General features: G+C 47.5%; 15 protein-coding genes, 1 pseudogene and 1 other annotated feature. Of the genes and pseudogenes, 2 read left to right on the top strand and 14 right to left on the bottom strand.

Translation table 11 applies throughout. From position 1 onward, the window contains the following. Window positions 1-278: 278 nt before the first annotated feature. Window positions 279-581: a hypothetical protein gene (locus A6049_RS25160; RefSeq protein ID WP_053781298.1), complete on the top strand. Its 303-nt coding sequence runs from the start codon at window positions 279-281 to the stop codon at window positions 579-581. 620 nt (window positions 582-1,201) lie between these two features. Here the strand turns inward: A6049_RS25160 and A6049_RS25150 are convergent. The 3 genes from A6049_RS25150 to A6049_RS25140 form a co-directional block, all read right to left on the bottom strand. Next, window positions 1,202-4,063: a ComEC/Rec2 family competence protein gene (locus A6049_RS25150; RefSeq protein ID WP_063567279.1), complete on the bottom strand. Its 2,862-nt coding sequence runs from the start codon at window positions 4,061-4,063 to the stop codon at window positions 1,202-1,204. 104 nt (window positions 4,064-4,167) lie between these two features. Further along, the gene (locus A6049_RS25145; protein ID WP_063567278.1) at window positions 4,168-4,689 is read right to left on the bottom strand and encodes a deoxycytidylate deaminase; all 522 of its coding nucleotides are present in this window, start codon (window positions 4,687-4,689) and stop codon (window positions 4,168-4,170) included. Between the two features lie 95 nt (window positions 4,690-4,784). Then, a complete protein-coding gene (locus A6049_RS25140; RefSeq protein ID WP_063567277.1) occupies window positions 4,785-5,372 on the bottom strand; it encodes a ComEA family DNA-binding protein in 588 nt (195 codons plus the stop codon). Between the two features lie 187 nt (window positions 5,373-5,559). Between A6049_RS25140 and comER the strand changes: the two genes are divergently transcribed. Next, window positions 5,560-6,405, top strand: coding sequence for a late competence protein ComER (gene comER, locus A6049_RS25135; protein ID WP_063567276.1), 846 nt, complete (start codon window positions 5,560-5,562; stop codon window positions 6,403-6,405). Here the strand turns inward: comER and leuS are convergent. The 11 genes and pseudogenes from leuS to A6049_RS34215 all read right to left on the bottom strand — a co-directional run. Further along, window positions 6,386-8,830 (bottom strand): leucine--tRNA ligase, encoded by a 2,445-nt coding sequence (leuS, locus tag A6049_RS25130; protein ID WP_063567275.1) that lies wholly within the window; start codon window positions 8,828-8,830, stop codon window positions 6,386-6,388. The two genes, comER and leuS, sit on opposite strands and share 20 nt — an antisense overlap. 72 nt (window positions 8,831-8,902) lie before the next feature. Further along, window positions 8,903-9,170: a binding site (T-box leader), on the bottom strand. A gap of 98 nt (window positions 9,171-9,268) precedes the next feature. Beyond that, on the bottom strand, window positions 9,269-10,225 hold the full coding sequence (locus A6049_RS25125; protein ID WP_063567274.1) for a phosphotransferase family protein: 957 nt from the start codon (window positions 10,223-10,225) through the stop codon (window positions 9,269-9,271). A 181-nt stretch (window positions 10,226-10,406) separates the two neighbouring features. Beyond that, entirely contained in the window at window positions 10,407-11,177 is a 771-nt protein-coding gene (locus tag A6049_RS25120) for a class I SAM-dependent DNA methyltransferase (RefSeq protein WP_063567273.1), read from the bottom strand. 139 nt (window positions 11,178-11,316) lie between these two features. Beyond that, window positions 11,317-12,222 carry a CvfB family protein gene (locus A6049_RS25115; protein WP_063567272.1) on the bottom strand — a complete coding sequence of 302 codons (906 nt, stop codon included), beginning with the start codon at window positions 12,220-12,222 and terminating at the stop codon, window positions 11,317-11,319. Next, window positions 12,219-12,566, bottom strand: coding sequence for a ribosome silencing factor (rsfS, locus tag A6049_RS25110; RefSeq protein WP_024628517.1), 348 nt, complete (start codon window positions 12,564-12,566; stop codon window positions 12,219-12,221). Before rsfS ends, A6049_RS25115 begins: the two co-directional genes overlap by 4 nt. A 22-nt stretch (window positions 12,567-12,588) precedes the next feature. Continuing rightward, the gene (gene yqeK / locus A6049_RS25105; RefSeq protein ID WP_063567271.1) at window positions 12,589-13,155 is read right to left on the bottom strand and encodes a bis(5'-nucleosyl)-tetraphosphatase (symmetrical) YqeK; all 567 of its coding nucleotides are present in this window, start codon (window positions 13,153-13,155) and stop codon (window positions 12,589-12,591) included. Further along, window positions 13,139-13,729 carry a nicotinate-nucleotide adenylyltransferase gene (locus A6049_RS25100; RefSeq protein WP_063567270.1) on the bottom strand — a complete coding sequence of 197 codons (591 nt, stop codon included), beginning with the start codon at window positions 13,727-13,729 and terminating at the stop codon, window positions 13,139-13,141. The genes yqeK and A6049_RS25100 overlap by 17 nt, the downstream gene beginning before the upstream one ends. A 15-nt stretch (window positions 13,730-13,744) precedes the next feature. Next, on the bottom strand, window positions 13,745-14,038 hold the full coding sequence (gene yhbY / locus A6049_RS25095; RefSeq protein ID WP_063567269.1) for a ribosome assembly RNA-binding protein YhbY: 294 nt from the start codon (window positions 14,036-14,038) through the stop codon (window positions 13,745-13,747). A 316-nt stretch (window positions 14,039-14,354) separates the two neighbouring features. Beyond that, complete coding sequence (aroE, locus tag A6049_RS25090) at window positions 14,355-15,218, bottom strand: shikimate dehydrogenase (protein WP_063567268.1); 864 nt, start codon at window positions 15,216-15,218, stop codon at window positions 14,355-14,357. Between the two features lie 41 nt (window positions 15,219-15,259). After that, window positions 15,260-16,387 (bottom strand): ribosome biogenesis GTPase YqeH, encoded by a 1,128-nt coding sequence (gene yqeH, locus A6049_RS25085; protein WP_024628522.1) that lies wholly within the window; start codon window positions 16,385-16,387, stop codon window positions 15,260-15,262. Continuing rightward, window positions 16,384-16,538: pseudogene (locus A6049_RS34215) on the bottom strand (YqeG family HAD IIIA-type phosphatase); the annotation flags it as partial. The pseudogene A6049_RS34215 and the gene yqeH, both read right to left, overlap by 4 nt.

The following is a 16,538-nucleotide window of genomic DNA, read 5'->3' as shown; positions in this document are numbered from 1 at the left end:
TTTTATTGCCATAACAAAATAACGGCTTATGTATTGGGGCCGCTGAAATCTTCTCTTAGAATAACAGAAATTGCATAACGAGTCATCAAGCCAGCTCAAAAGTCATTCCAGTACTTACACGACTCAATTTTATTACAATGGCATACATTATAGCTAACAACACTTATAGCATTGAAAATAAAAAAGTTCAAATTTTCTACAAATTTAAGCTCGTTTTAATGTAATTTTCATGAAAACAGTGTATTGTAAATTTACATTCATAACACGAGGTGATGAGCATGCCAGCTCTTGCAAAAATTCAAGCGTTAAAAGAACAAATGCCCAAAGAATATCAAAGCATATCCCATTTTGTGGAACATGCTTTGCAGTCTATTGATACTCTGGTTGAGGAACATCGGAAATACACCGCTGCACAGGCATTATACGGCGATAAAATCGTCGGATCGGAAGAACGCTTGTACAGAGAAACCGTGCTTGATGTACGAGCACAGCTCTTGCTGACGCTTGAGAAAACCGTAGAAGATCTGTTGCACAAAGGCGACAAACATTGGAGTAAACACTTCAAAGATGGCGTTGAATAATTCGTTGTTATAAGTCATTCCAAGATTAGCCCGCTTTCCGGCATTCTCCCCGAGGAGTATACCGGAAAGCGGGCTTTTGGTTTCATTCTTCGAGCAAATGATGTACTTCATACAAAAAATTAATAAATGACAATCAGTTGTAGATTGGGACTGTATAGATTTTATCTTTATTGAGCGAACATGATGAACACAGAAGTATTACGTATCTTTCACGAAATTTTACATTAATTTCACATAAACAGCATAATCAATCCCATTTTATAACTTAAAATAGAAAATATAGGTGCGTAGAGGAGCAAAATCAGACAACTAACGGAAAACCGGACACTAATTAATAGTAATTCAAGTCGCACAGACGAACTAGAACTCACAACGGCGCAACAAAATTTCTAAGCAGATATGAGGCAGATTAAATGAATTTGAAAATCTTTTTAAAGTACTTCCTGGGATTTTTTCTACTCTGTAGTCTATTATTTATTGTATATAATATGATGATACGCCATAAAACTTGGGATCAAATCGATCACACGATTAACTTATTCAGTGCGACTATAATTAGCTTAATAGTTGGTATTTCAAAAGCAAGAGAGTAATCCATTTTAGCCAACTCCCACAGAAATTCATGAATCATCCATCGTCAACTTGTAGCGCACATCAATCTTCCCATCTTTGATCTTCATCTGAATTTCCCCCATTTGATCTGTTCGATAGATCTCTGTACCCGAATCTACAAGACGTTCAAGCACCCCAGGATTGGGATGTCCATATGTATTGTTGGCCCCAGCAGATATCACGGATGCAGATGCATTCCAGTACTGTAACCAAGCTTCCGTTGACGATGTTTTGCTACCGTGGTGTGCAACTTTTAATACGTCTATGGTGACAGGAACCTCATGATTCTCCCCCAAATGACGTGTAAACATCTCCTGAATAGTAACATCTACTAACGTAGCATCCGCATCGTACTGTCCAAACGAGGCTGAGAGCGATCCATCTTGAATCATATAGAGCAGATCCTGCTCGGCTGCAGCATCCATGTCTCCTGTGAACAATAATGAGGCGCCTGCCATTTCCAGCATAAAGACAACCGAATCATGATTCTGATGTTCCGAGAAGGGCAATCTTTCTTCTGTATCCATCGCTTTCTCCAGATCCGGATATATAAAATGTAGTCTGGTCTCCCCATCCGGAGCGTAGGACATCCCTTGGCGAATGGCATATAACGGAATCTGTTTGTCTATAACGGTATCCAGCAATTTCTCGAAATTGGCTGTACCGCTGGTTGTCCCATTGAACATGAATCGTTCCACTGGAATCTGTTCGAGCACGGCCTGTAATCCACCAGCATGATCCTGATCGGCATGGGTTACGATTACGGCGTCCAGCCGATGAATGCCCCGCTTTTTCAATAAAGGAACGACCACCTTGGCCCCTACTTCGTATGGATCACGCCGTGTCTTCCAGGATTGTTCAGACTTCCCGAACTGGACCGTACCTCCACCATCGACCAAAATATGTTTACCTTCAGGTGTTGTAATAAGTGTACTGTCCCCTTGTCCGATATCCAAAAACTGCACCACTCCTGTCCCCGCAGGCTGCGGTGTCTGGTATGCCCACCATAATCCCACCACAAAGCTGAGAGCCAGCAGCGCACACATCCATTTGTGGAAGACGTTCATCCGTTCACCAGAGTAAAAACCCGCCCCACGCGCAGCAAATGCACTGGTATATTCCGGCCAGGCAATACTTGCACTTAATGTTGTCATCGAACCCGGGCTAGCTTCACGCCCACCTTTGTTTAATCCTTGTGATGATACATTAGACAACCCAGACAGCCCCAGAGCAGCTTTAGGCGTTCCACCAACAAATCGGCGATCCAGCGGAGCCGTATCCTCTTCTGTGCCCTGAACTACAGGCTGGTCACCTCGACCACGGTGAAGGACCCGCAGAAGCGCATAGAGAACGGCATAATATGCTGTTATCCACAGTAGCGATGGGGTAGCCCAGATCAGCACAAATCCAGGCAAACTGTTCATCCACTCCACACTTACAAAGGTCAATTTGTTCAACATAATAGCAATCCACGCCAATGGTTTAGCCAGAGGTATCCAAATGAACGATAAAATCAGGGCAACCGTTCCAAGAGGAAGTACAATGGCACTGATCAAAGATACAAGCAGGAAGTTTGCGACAAATGAAAGCAGTGAAAACTGGTTGAAATACAGAATCGTGACCGGAAAAGAAATGAGCTGTGCTGTTACCGTCACAGAAGCTGTTGCTGCAAGGCCCTTGGGCCAACTGCTAAATATCCGATTAATCAGTGGCATGTAAATCATCAGTCCAGCCGTTACAAGAAAAGATAGCTGAAAGCTCACGCTCAGTAAAAAATACGGGTTCCACCACATCATCAACAACGCTGCTGCACTGATCATCTGCAATCCATCCCTCGCAAGCCCGCGCCGCGCCATATACAAACCAATCATCGACATGATACCCGCACGAATGACTGATGGCGAACCGCCAGACAACAGTACATATGCAGGTATTAGCAGCAACACAATGGTGAGCGAGGTTTCTCGGGTTAACCTAAGCCATGATAAAAGGAGAAGCAGCGATGCCACATACACCGCGACATGTGTTCCGGAGATCGCCAATATATGAGTTAAACCAAGCTGTGAAAATTGTCCATATGTATCCGGATCGATATCATTAGCCATCCCGATAATCAGGCCTTTCATATACCCCGCATGAGGTTCGGGAAATATCTGTTCTACCGCTGCGCCAAGTTTATGCCTGACGATGTCATTCCACCGGAGGATATTGAGTTCCCCCAGCCCTTCCGGCGGAACGGTGGTTACCGAGCTGGCACCCTTCACTTTAAACAACCAATGGATATGAAGAGTCCTTAAGTAATTTCGATAGTCAAACCCACCAAAATTTCTGGCTTCGCTGGGAAGCGAAAGCGCACCCGTCAACGTGATCGTATCTCCTCGCTTCCACCCTGCTGCTACTTGCTGTTCTTCTTCCTCAGCCAGGCGAACTTGGACCATTAGACGTTCTCTCACGTTAGGCGCAGTTCGCGCTTCCGACGCTGGCGCCGAGGATGCATCGGATAGTGGAAGCATCGACGTGACCTGCATTTCAAAATCGGCCCGATCCCCATCTATGCGTACATCCGACATAAGGGTTCCTTCGAGTGTAGCTGCATAACCGTCCAAATCCTCGGCTGTCGTATGTGTGATATCGGGCAGACTACTCCGATTCCGCGCATCATTCCATTCCCAGTGCACAGCACCGCCAACGAGTGCTCCAATCAGTAACAAGATGGACCAACCGCGTATATCAATCCATCGTAGTAAAAGTGGCAGACAAACGAACGCCCCGATCATTCCCACGATCAAGGACCAACCCGATAATACACATGCCATCCCACTACCGCATAACCAGCAGACGGTAAATACGAGTAAAGGTCTACCTTTCATTTTCTTCCCCTCCTTTGTGTCACCCGTATGAACGCAGAAAAACCCCCGGCAGCTGATACAGCAACCGGAGGTTCTTCCCCGCAAATTTGAATATTATATTGGTTCTAGTCACTTACTGTCATCATCGTCTCCCGCGGAGGCTGGTAATTTTCCAGCTTACGAAACGTAATACCTTTTTGCTTCATCATATTTGTTACCTTGCCTGTGTCCTTGGGATACGGGCGATGAAACACGATTTCTGTAATACCGCTATTCGCGAGCATATTAGAGCAAGTCCAGCAAGGTTCATCCGTGACATATACAGAAGAGCCTTCACGGTCAATTCGATCGGTGAACAAAAGCAAATTCTGCTCCGCATGAATAGTACGAATACAGCGTTGCTTTTTAACCATTTCCTCCTGACCGTCGGTTACCACCAGCTCATATTCTTCCGAGATCATGCATCCTGCTTCAGAGCAGTCCGGAACCCCCATGGGCGCACCGTTATAGGCTGTTCCAAGCAGTTTCTTCCCCTGAACAAGTACGGCGCCAACATGGCGGCGTGAACAGCGGGAACGGGTAGATACCATATATGCGATGTCCATGAAATACGTATCCCAGTCTTTGCGTACGTCTGCTGTGCTCATAACCGTTTCCCTCCCACATGATGAAAGTTGAACCCATACATCGTTCTTATGTCATTTCCAATTCAACTTATATCCTAATATTTAATATTGCGTGATTACCTGATCTGTACATAAGGAGCCATTTTCTCCAGCATCTTCATTCCGATTCCTTTCACTTTGGTCAGATCGCTGACTTTGGTAAAAGGACCATGGGAATTACGATAATCAATAATGGCTTGCGCCTTTTTCTCCCCAATTCCAGGAAGGTCCATAAGCTTCGCTGCCGGAGCTGTATTGACATCAATTTTGCCATTGTCGACAGCTTCATTGCTTACCAAAGCTTGGTTATTGTCTGGTGAAACAACCGCTGCCTCGGATTTCATTTGTGTCCCATCAGTAGGATTATCCGTTTGCTTAACTGCAACTGTCTGATCAGACACTTTCCCTGCTGCGGCATCAACCAGATTAGTCTCTACTGGGGCCTCTGTTGTTGACGATCTCTGTTCTGCATCGGAAGCCTTCGTTTGTTCCTGAACCAAAGTAGCCGACTGTACAGCAGGGGTTTCCTGCTCTATCGTCGGCTTCTCGGTGGCGAGCTGCATAGGTTCCCAGCCCGAAGGCGGCTGTTCACTTTTGCCCGACCATAATATCAGAATACATCCGACCACCGCCGCAGCAATGGTCATCCCCTTGTTCCATCTCATTTTCTTCCACACCTCTCCCTGGATTCAAAATAAATCTATTCTGAACACGGGCGGTGCTTCCGAACCGTTGGATTTGCCTGGTAAACCAAGCTGTACTATTTTCATGTCATGTGAAGCAGGTCCTGACGCATACACTAGAGGGAAAGAACTGCGCCATTACCGTAAAGCATGAAAGGAGGCCTGAACAATGAAGGTTGGATTTATCGGAACCGGCAGCATGGGCAGCCTGCTGATCTATGCCTTGATTCAATCCGGTGCACTTGAGCCACGGCAGATCGCCGCCAGCAATAGAACCCCTTCCAAAGTACGGCAGCTATCCCTCCGTTACCCCGGTCTGCATGAATCACAGAGCAACCGGGAAACCGTCATCCGCAGCAATATCATCTTTTTGTGCGTGAAGCCACTTGAATTCAAACATGTCATTGACGACATCCTGCCTGTCGTGAATCCCAATCATATAATCGTCTCGATCACCAGTCCCGTGCAGCTGCGCCATCTGGAATCTTCACTTCCTTGCAAAGTCTCCAAAGTTATCCCCAGCGTTACGCACCAGGTCGGCAGCGGAGCGTCCCTGTGTATTCACGGTGAGCGAATGACTACCGAAGACCGCGCTGTGCTGGAAGGGCTGCTCAGTCATATCGGCAGACCCTATCAAGTGGATGAAGCCTGCACCCGGATCACATCCGACTTCTCCAGCTGCGGACCTGCATTCATATCGTTCTTTCTGGAGCAATGGATTGAGAGTGCCGTCAAGCTTACAGGCATCAAACGAGCCGACGCCTGCGCTCTTGCCGGCGAGATGCTCCTGGGAACAGGCAAGCTGCTCACCGAAGGAGGATACACCCCGCAAGAACTTCAGGCTCGCGTGGCTGTCCCTGGCGGCATCACCGCACAGGCACTTGCCTTGCTAAAGGTCAGTCTGAATGGGGTTTTTGACAGTCTGATCCAGACGACTCACGACAAATATGATGAAGATTTGTTGAAGCTGGATGAACTATTCAAAGCCGGTGAGATTAACCGGCAACAATATTAACGAGTTTGCCTGGAACGGCAATGACCTTGCGAATGGTCTTGCCTTCCAGTGCCTGTTTCACAGGTGCCAGTTCCATTGTAAAGTCCTGCATACCCTGTGCGTCCAGATCCTTCGCGATCGTAGCACGGGTTACAATTTTGCCATTCACTTGAACAACAATCTCCACTTCGGCGTCCACCGTCATGGACTCATCATACTCAGGCCAAGCTACGTAAGAGATTCCACCTTCATGACCGAGACGGCTCCACAGCTCCTCTGCCATATGCGGTGCCAGCGGTGACAACAGCTGTACAAAGTTCTCCATTGCTTCACGCGGCAGCGTATCTGCTTTGTACGCATCGTTGATGAAGATCATCAACTGGCTGATCGCTGTGTTGAAACGCAGATGTTCCATATCCTCTGTAACCTTTTTGATTGTCTTGTGTGCAGTCCGCTTGAACTCATCGGTTCCACCATCTGCTGTGATCTTGTCATTAATTGCACCTGTATCTTCATTAATGAACAGACGCCATACACGTGACAGGAAGCGGTGCATGCCCTCAACCCCGTTAGCGTTCCACGGTTTTGTCGCCTCCAGAGGCCCCATGAACATTTCGTACAGACGCAATGTATCTGCACCGAATTCATTGACGATCTCATCCGGGTTAATAACATTACCACGGGATTTACTCATCTTCTCATTGTTGGTTCCCAGGATCATACCTTGGTTGACCAGTTTGTGGAACGGCTCTTTGGTATGCACCACACCCAGATCATACAGCACTTTATGCCAGAAACGAGCGTACAGCAAGTGAAGCACCGCGTGCTCTGCTCCCCCGATATACAGATCAACTGGCAGCCATTGCTGCTGTTTCTCCTGAGAGATCAGTTCCTTGTCATTGTGTGGATCAATAAAGCGCAGGTAATACCAGCAGCTACCGGCCCATTGTGGCATTGTGTTCGTCTCGCGACGTGCTTTCATTCCCGTTTCCGGATCTACGGTGTTAACCCATTCCGTAACATTCGCCAGTGGTGACTCTCCAGTGCCCGAGGGTTTAATCTGGTCAATATCCGGCAGCAGCAAAGGCAGTTGATCTTCCGGCACCGTCTTCATCGTTCCGTCTTCCAGATGCAGAATCGGGATTGGTTCACCCCAGTAACGCTGACGGCTGAACAGCCAATCGCGCAGACGATAGGTTACCTTGCCTTGCCCCTTACCATTCTCTTCCAACCAGGCAATCATCTTCGCAATCGCTTCTTCGTTGTTCAATCCGTTCAGGAAATCGGAGTTCACATGCGGTCCGTCTCCGGAATACGCTTCTTGTGTCACGTCGCCACCCTGTACAACCTCGATGATGTCCAGACCAAACTGTTTCGCAAACTCCCAGTCACGAGCGTCATGTCCCGGAACGGCCATGATCGCCCCTGTGCCGTATCCAGCCAGAACATAATCGGCGATCCAGATTGGCACCTTCGCTCCGTTTACCGGATTGATTGCATAAGTTCCTGTGAACACACCCGTTTTGTCTTTAGCCAAATCAGTACGTTCCAGATCACTCTTGCGAGCAGCCTGTTCCTGATATGCCTTGATTGCTTCACGCTGTTCAGCCGTTGTAATGACTTCAACCAGCTCATGCTCAGGTGCCAATACAGCATAACTTGCACCAAACAAAGTATCTGCACGTGTCGTAAACACTTTAATAACTTCTTCATGACCCTCAATGGCAAAAGTAACTTCCGCCCCGGTCGATTTGCCGATCCAGTTGCGCTGCATATCCTTGATACTTTCCGACCAGTCCAGCTCTTCCAAGTCTTCCAGCAAACGCTCTGCATATTCCGTAATTCTCAATACCCATTGGCGCATCGGTTTACGAACGACCGGATGTCCACCACGCTCACTCTTACCGTCGATAACTTCTTCGTTCGCCAGTACCGTTCCCAAAGCTTCGCACCAGTTCACAGGCACTTCATCTACATAAGCCAGGCCTTTATTGTACAACTGGATGAAGATCCATTGCGTCCATTTGTAATAGTCAGGGTCTGTTGTGCTGATCTCCCGATCCCAGTCATATGAGAAACCCAGTGATTTGATCTGGCGACGGAAATTGTCAATATTGCGGAATGTAATATCCCGTGGATGCTCACCAGTATCCAATGCATGCTGCTCAGCAGGCAGGCCGAAAGCGTCCCAACCCATTGGATGCAATACATTGAAACCGCGCATACGTTTGAAACGGGATACGATATCCGTTGCCGTATATCCTTCTGGGTGACCTACGTGCAAGCCTGAGCCGGATGGATACGGAAACATATCTAAGGCATAAAACTTCGGTTTAGCGGGGTCTTCACCCGTTTTAAACGTTTTATTGTCATCCCAGTATTGCTGCCAACTTTTCTCCATGTCTTGTGGCTTATAGCCGTGTTTCGGCTGTTGATTCTCACTCATCTATTGTTCCTCCTCTTGGTTATTCGCTTTTATTGCAACAAAAAAACCTCAGCATCCCGTAGCGTTTGCAGCGCTAGGGACGAGAGGTTGAATTCCCGTGGTACCACCCTAGTTAGCGGACGAACGTGCTTCGTCATCCACTCCCTTTGGACCTGTAACGGCGGTTAACCGATGCGGATTTCCATTCCTGAGCCCGAATGTAACTTCGGTCGTTTGCAAGATGGTGTAATCACCGCATTTCTCCAAGGCGAGTTCGTGAAATACTGTCAACCGACTTGCACCAAGCGCCGGCTCTCTGTCATGTACAGGACTCACTACTGATCCTTATCATCGAAATATGTATACGATATGATCGGAAACATTATATAAAAAAGAAGCATTAAAGTCAATATTACACTGTCTGTTGAGTATAAGCAATGCTATGCATCAGTATACACATTAAGACGACTGAAATCGCTTGATTCCTTCTTCTAGATTATCAATCGACCACTGAATGTGTTCCTTGTTCTCGTATTGACGATACGGACACTCGATTCTCAGCGCCAGATCAAAATACAGATCATATAAACTTCTTCTTTTTCGTTCACTGTCTGTTGTAGTTGCTCTTCCATATCCTTTGAGGAATCCCGATGTATTATTAAAATGACTGAAATAGTGCTCCATTAAAGGATCTGCCCAAAGGGAACGTTCGAAATCGATAATGGCGGTGATTTTCCCCGCCTTCACAAATACATTCCCATCCCACAAATCCCAATGTACAAGCACAGGCTCTTTGACATCATCCAGCACATCCGATTTTTCTTGAATCAAACGCTCCAGTTCCTCATAACGAATCGAAAATTCCAAACCCGCTGCCTTGCTATCTGCAAGCATATCATCCATTAGGCACAGGAAAGCTTCTTTCCACGTCGTATAATGCGATTTCTTTGAGGAAAAGTAACCAAACTTCTCTCCTTTAATTTCATTGATCCGACGATTGTACGCACCCAGCTGCTGCTCTATGAATTCCTGCTCTTCTGCACTGTACTGATCTTTGACTTTGTTATACGGCGTTCCTGGCATGTACTCCATAATAAAATACTCTGCCGGAACCAGGGTGAGCGATGGATCATAGGCCAATACCCGAGGAACGGGTACATCCTGAAGTTCTGCCGCGAGTCGTAGTGCTTCAACCTCAGCAACCATGACATGCTGTTCGCAGCGCATCAGCTTAATGCCATTAGAAGGAGCTATTTTGAGTACAACCTTCTGTCCGTCGTTCTTGGTGATAAAGTAAGCGTGGTTTGCCCAGCCGTCGATCATTTCTTTGTATTCTTGGATACCTGTGTTAAAATGCTGCTGCACAATTCCGTCTAACTGTTCAGAAGTAAGCCTTGTTTTGTATGTACTTTCCATTCTGCATCCCACCCAGAATTTAATTTTTCAGGATTCTACTAATTAGAAAACGTTTTCCATCCAACTATTATGGCTTCCTTTAACCCCACTGGCAATAACTTTTATTACATATAAAAAACATTCTTATAAACAAAGAACTGCCCTTATACAAACATCATAAGGACAGTTCTTTATCTTAATCCTATTTCACGGCTACATAGAATAGACGCTGTGCGCCTTCTCCCGCCTCTTTCCACTCAAAATCAGCATATACACGTACATCTCTGAAGCCAGCCTTCGTGAGCTCCAGCTTCATCCAGTCCGGATCATACGCACGCTGAACATGAACCTCTTCAAACCGTTGGTACATATCCTTGCCGCTCTCAGCCACACGCGAAAAGATACTTAGATGATGCTCAATCTCACACCGTTCATGATCCATATCACAGGTCCAAATATACGATACGGAGCGTTCGTCCAACACAAATGGTTGCTCCTCTTCGTATCGAATAAGGGTATTCGGATGATGTACATCGAACAGGAATGTGCCCTCCGGCTTTAGCATCTCGTAAGTACGCTGAAAGGTACGAACGATATCCTCTTTTTCAAGCAGATAATTCACGCAATCACAGAACGATATCACCGAGTCCACAGGCTCCGGTACTCTCCAGTCCCGCATATCCTGCTGCACCCAGCGGACACTGCCTTCCCGATATAAGCGGTGGCCTTGAGGCGTGGCCTCCATTTTACTGCGTGCAACAGACAGCATGTCCGCTGACAGGTCAATACCTGTAACTTCAAAGCCGGAGTTCACCAGTGGGATCGTAATTGAGCCGGTTCCACAGCCCAGTTCAGCCACACTTTTCGGCATGCCATGCCGTTCCCAAGCCGTTCTCGCAAACCTTATCCAGTCCGGATAAGGCATATCCTCCATTAATTCATCGTACACATAGGCAAATTTCCGGTAAGACATGTCAGGCACCGCACTTTCAATTTCATTTTCGAATCTCTTTTGAACAAAAGAAAAAGCAGGGGCGTCCGGAGTTCACCCAGCCTTGCCCTGCCTTTACTTGTGGATTCAAGCGTATGCTTGATCCATTCTACCCGTTTGTCTACTTGTCCTCGTTCTGATCCTGAGGTACAGACTCTGTCAGATAGGTCCAGTTTTCCTTTTGAGTTACCAGACCATCCTTCATCAGTTTGCCCAAGGCCCGCTTGAAAGCGGATTTACTGATACCAAAACGCTGCTTGATGATGTCCGGCGGGGTTGCATCCGAATACGGCATGCCGCCCGTAGGGCGCTCTTTCATGAAAGCAAGCAGTTTGTCTGCATCTTCGTTGCGACCAACCTCTTTGAGAGGAGACATTGCCAGATTGACACGTCCATCTTCACGGACCATAGTTACCCGGCAGTTTACCTTTTCACCCAGACGCAGCATCCGGTTACGCTCCGAGGAATGGATCATGCCAATGGCTCCAAATCCCAGCACTCCACCTTCAACAAGTACAAACGTACCCATCTGAAGTGTCTTGTACACCGTAGCTTCAACCCATTGATTAACCCATGAGGTTGGCGCATGGAAAGACAATGGTGCAAGCTCACGTTCTCCGGCCAATTTCGCACGCAAACGTCCCTGCTTGTCATGTTCCATAATAACAAAGACTTCATCGCCCACCTGGGGACGCAGCTCTTCCAATTCAGACAGCTCACGAATCGGGAGCAACAATTGCCGCCCAAGCCCCATCTCGAGGAAACAGCCAAGGCGTGGATGAATGTCAGCCACAACCAGACGTGCCATTTCGCCTAGAGTGAGATATGGTTTTTTCATGGTTGCCGCCAAGCGATCTTCCGTATCAAAGAACAGAAAGACCTCCAGCGTTTCTCCAATCTTAACGTCCCGTGTAAGCTCCGTATAGTGAAGCAGTACATCTTCCGATCCTGTCGTCAAAAAGTAGCCAAACGGAGACACTTCACGTGAAACCGGCAAGTTGACGACTGTTCCTGCGATCAAACTCATACCGTTTCCACCACTTTGGCATCAGACCACAGTCGTTCAATGTTGTAATACTCACGCTCGTCGCGGTGGAAGATATGAACAACCACATCACCCATATCCATCAATACCCAACGTGCGGAATCCATACCTTCGATGCCTTTGATGTTCACTCCGGCTGCATGCGCCTGTTTGCGAATTTCTGTTGCAATCGCCTGTACCTGAGTATCGGAGTTCCCGTGACAAATAACAAAATAGTCGGCTACCAGCGAGATGTTAATCAGATCCAGTGCTACAATGTTAGATGCCTTTTTATCGTCAGCGGCAGCAACCGCCATATTCATAAGTTCTTTCGATGATACTGTCATGAACCAACCTCCATAATCTAATCTATAAATGTGCAATCAAGTCATTCCGCGACAACATGGTCAAAGGGTAAATGACACGGCGTTGTGATATCAACAAGCTGATCGTTGAGTCAAAACCGGCAATTAAACCTTCTTCCAGACTATGCTCAGCCTGTTCGCGAATATGATTTACTCCCGGGAAGTCTCTTCCCGGTTCAATATAATCCGCAAGACATACCACTTTATCCAGCAGGCTCATGCCCAATCGACCCGAGGTATGCCAACGAATAGCATTAATAATTTCGGCATCATCGATGCCGTAGTCACGTTCAGCAACAAAAGCACCCACTTCGGAATGCCAGAGCTGCTTGTCATGCTGCAAAAGTTCTTCGTTCAAACCATTATCACGGATGACCGCTTCCATCTCAGATACGGGCCAATACTTGGCCACATCATGCAAGATTGCTGCCAAATCCGCTTTTACAGGATCAGCACCATATTTTTCAGCCAATAACACTGCCGACTCCATGACACCCAGCGTATGCTTCCAACGCTTCTCCGGCATTTGACCGGAAACTGCGCGGATCAGTTCGTCACGGCTTAGTCCCATATAAACCGCTCCTTACAATGTATTGGTGCACCTCATCAGGAATCATGAAACGTACCGAATGACCTTTGGCAAGACGTCTGCGTACGGCTGTGGATGATATATCCACTAGGGGCATCTCAGCCAACAATACCCGATCCTGCAACGCGTCCGGCAGATCATCCAGATGTAACTGGAATCCCGGTCTTCCCACACCGATGAAGGTTAAACGTTCGGCGAGCTCTTCGATCTGCTCCCATTTGGGAAGATAGTTCACCATATCCGCTCCAACAATAAAGTAAAATTCATGCTGCGGATAGCGGCGCCAAAGCTCCTTCATGGTATCAATGGTATAGGACACACCGCCAAGTTCCATCTCGATACCCAGCACCTCATATTGCTGCACACCTTTCACAGCCGCTTCCGTCATTTCGAGACGTTGCTGTCCCGAAGCTCCGGCGCCGCGTTTGTGAGGTGGAACATGGGAAGGCATGAACCAGATCTCATCCAGTGCATGCGAATCCCTTGCCGCTTCAGCTGCCAGGAGGTGTCCCATGTGGATCGGATCAAACGTACCACCCATGATACCGATCTTCACCCGCGTCACACTCCCTTATCTAGGTAGTTCGATTTGTTTGTTATCGCGCGATTCTTTGTACAGGATGATTGTATTACCGATGACTTGTACAAGCTCACTACCCGTTTCACGGGCAACTTCTTCGGCCATCTCTTTTCTGTCCTCGTCATTGTTGTTGAGCACTTGCACTTTCATCAATTCGCGCTTCTCAATCGCATCTTCGATGTGACGGAACAGGTGCTCATTCGTTCCCCCTTTGCCGATTTGAAATACAGGGGTCAGATGATGTGCCTGTGAACGCAAAAAGCGCTTTTGTTTACCGTTTAACATGAATACTCCATACTCCTTATGGTGAGCAAGCCTCAGCAACAGCACAATGTCTGCCCTAGGCCTGACCGTTCAATTATATTTTTACATTCATAAAACGAACTAACAAAGTTTACACAGTGTGACTACGATTGCAGTACCATCTTACGATCGCTGTTATCCCCAGATTTCTTCATTTCATTTATAAAGGGGGAAATCCGGTGAAAGCTTATGCTTCCGAAGCAGCTTTCCTACAGAAAGCTTTGAGGCGAGCACTTCGTTTCTTCAGATTGGTTCTGCACTCTTCGTCATCGTGTAATCTTGTTTTCATTTTACAATATCAAAAACTCTCTAACACAGCTCGCCGCATCGTCTCCACGGGAGCCGGGATGCCGAGCCAGTGCTCGAATGCTACCGCACCCTGGTATATAAACATACCAAGACCACCATGCACAGTACATCCACGCTGCCTTGACTCGCGAAGCAGGCGTGTTTCCAGCGGATTGTAAATAAGGTCGCTTACTGCTGCACCTGCTCGAATGAGTGCAGGGTCAACAGGTACGTCATCTACATGCGGATGCATGCCTGCTGCTGTCGTGTTAATCACGATATCAGCCGAAGCCAGTACCGCAGCAGCCTCTTCCATTCCACTACCTGTGATGTCACCCAGTCCATGAGCGCGCAGATTGGAAGCAAGGGCAACGGCTCTGTCGGCTGTACGGTTAAGAATACTAATCCGTTCAGGCTTCTCCAAAGCAAGAGCGTATATCACACCTCTTGCTGCTCCGCCAGCCCCCAGAACAGCGATACGTTTACCTGTGAGTTCCGGAACAGCTTCTTCCTTCAAGGAACGCACATAACCGATGCCATCCGTATTATACCCTGTCAGCTTGCCTTCTTCATTGACAATGGTGTTCACCGCGCCAATCATGCGTGCACTTTCATCAATGACATCAAGATACTGCATGACCTGTTCTTTGTGCGGAATGGTTACATTCACACCACGATACCCCAGCGCCACAATGCCTCGAATGGCTGATTCCAGCTGCTCGGGACGAACATGCAGTGGCATATACATTCCATTCACTCCTGCAGCCTGCAGAGCCGCATTATGCATAGCAGGCGATTTGGAATGTGCAATGGGATCACCCATAACGCCAAGCAGGACAGGGAGTGAAGGATTTGTTTTTTTCTGTTCCGACATACTTCCGCCTCCGATCTGGTGAAAATGCTGCTGTAATTACATTAGATCAAGGATGGGCGGATCAGTACACGAATACCTTTTGGAGCATGAACAGCTACAAGCGCCCCATTCTCACCGTTAACCTTAATCCAGCCCAGTCCGGAAATGAATACATCCGACTGACTACCACGTTTGATTCGGAACTCATGTCTGGTCCATTCAGGCATATCTGCTGCATCTTCACGTGTTGGTGGAGACAGCAACTCACCCAGATGGTCACGATACAAGTCGTCTGCACGTTCCAACTTCGTCCGGTGAATATCAAGCGCAGTGCTGATAAAACAAGTGAAGGACTGACGATCTCCCTCTACAAAGTCAAAACGAGCCATGCCGCCAAAGAACAGCGTCTGACCAGAATTCAACTGATAAACGGCCGGTTTAAGCGGTTTTTCTGGCATAATGGCAGCTAGATCTTTACGGGATACAATCTCACTGAAACGCCAAGGGTATACAATTCCCGGTGTATCAATAATAGCTTTTCCATCGTCGAGTGGAATATTAACCATATCCAGCGTCGTCCCCGGATAACGGGATGTTGTGAGTTCCTGCTCGAGATCACTGTAATCACGAATCAGACGGTTAATCAGTGTGGACTTGCCCACATTGGTACCACCAACTACATATACGTCACGATCTCCGCGATACGTCCCTACAAGCTCAAGCAGTCGGTCGAAGCCCTGATTTTGCTTCGCACTGCACAGAACGACATCTACCGTACGCAAACCTTGTTCTTTGGCCTGTTTTTGCACCCAGTTGCGAACCTTGTTCCAGTTGGTTACTTTTGGAAGCAAGTCCGTTTTGTTCACGGCAAGCAATACCGGATTGTTGCCTACAAAACGCTGCAAACCAGAGATGATACTGCCATCAAAGTCAAACAGATCAACGATATGGATGACAAGTGCATCCTTATCCCCGATTTTGCTCAGTAGGGCCAAGAACTCGTCCTGATCCACTGTAACGGATGATGACTCATTGTAATTTTTAATACGGAAACAACGCTGGCAAATGACGGGTTCACGATCCAACGCTTTTTCGGGGATGAATCCTGGTAATTCCGGGTTTTCCGTTTGCAGATGCACTCCGCATCCGCTGCACCTTACGGCAATATTGCCGTTATGCGGTTCTGTCATTTCTTCTTTTCCTCCTCAAGCCATAAGCCTTTCTTGCGCAAACTCGTTAGAGCAATCCGTTCCACGCGCCGATTGAAGCGGGTCATGAAGCCTTCATCCCCAATGGAGATCGGCAATACCAGAACCGTATAAAGTCCCAGTCGATTCCCTC

Source organism: Paenibacillus sp. O199 (assembly GCF_001636635.1).
Taxonomy (GTDB): Bacteria; Bacillota; Bacilli; order Paenibacillales; family Paenibacillaceae; genus Paenibacillus; species Paenibacillus marchantiae.
This window is presented reverse-complemented; position numbering and strand designations above follow the sequence as displayed.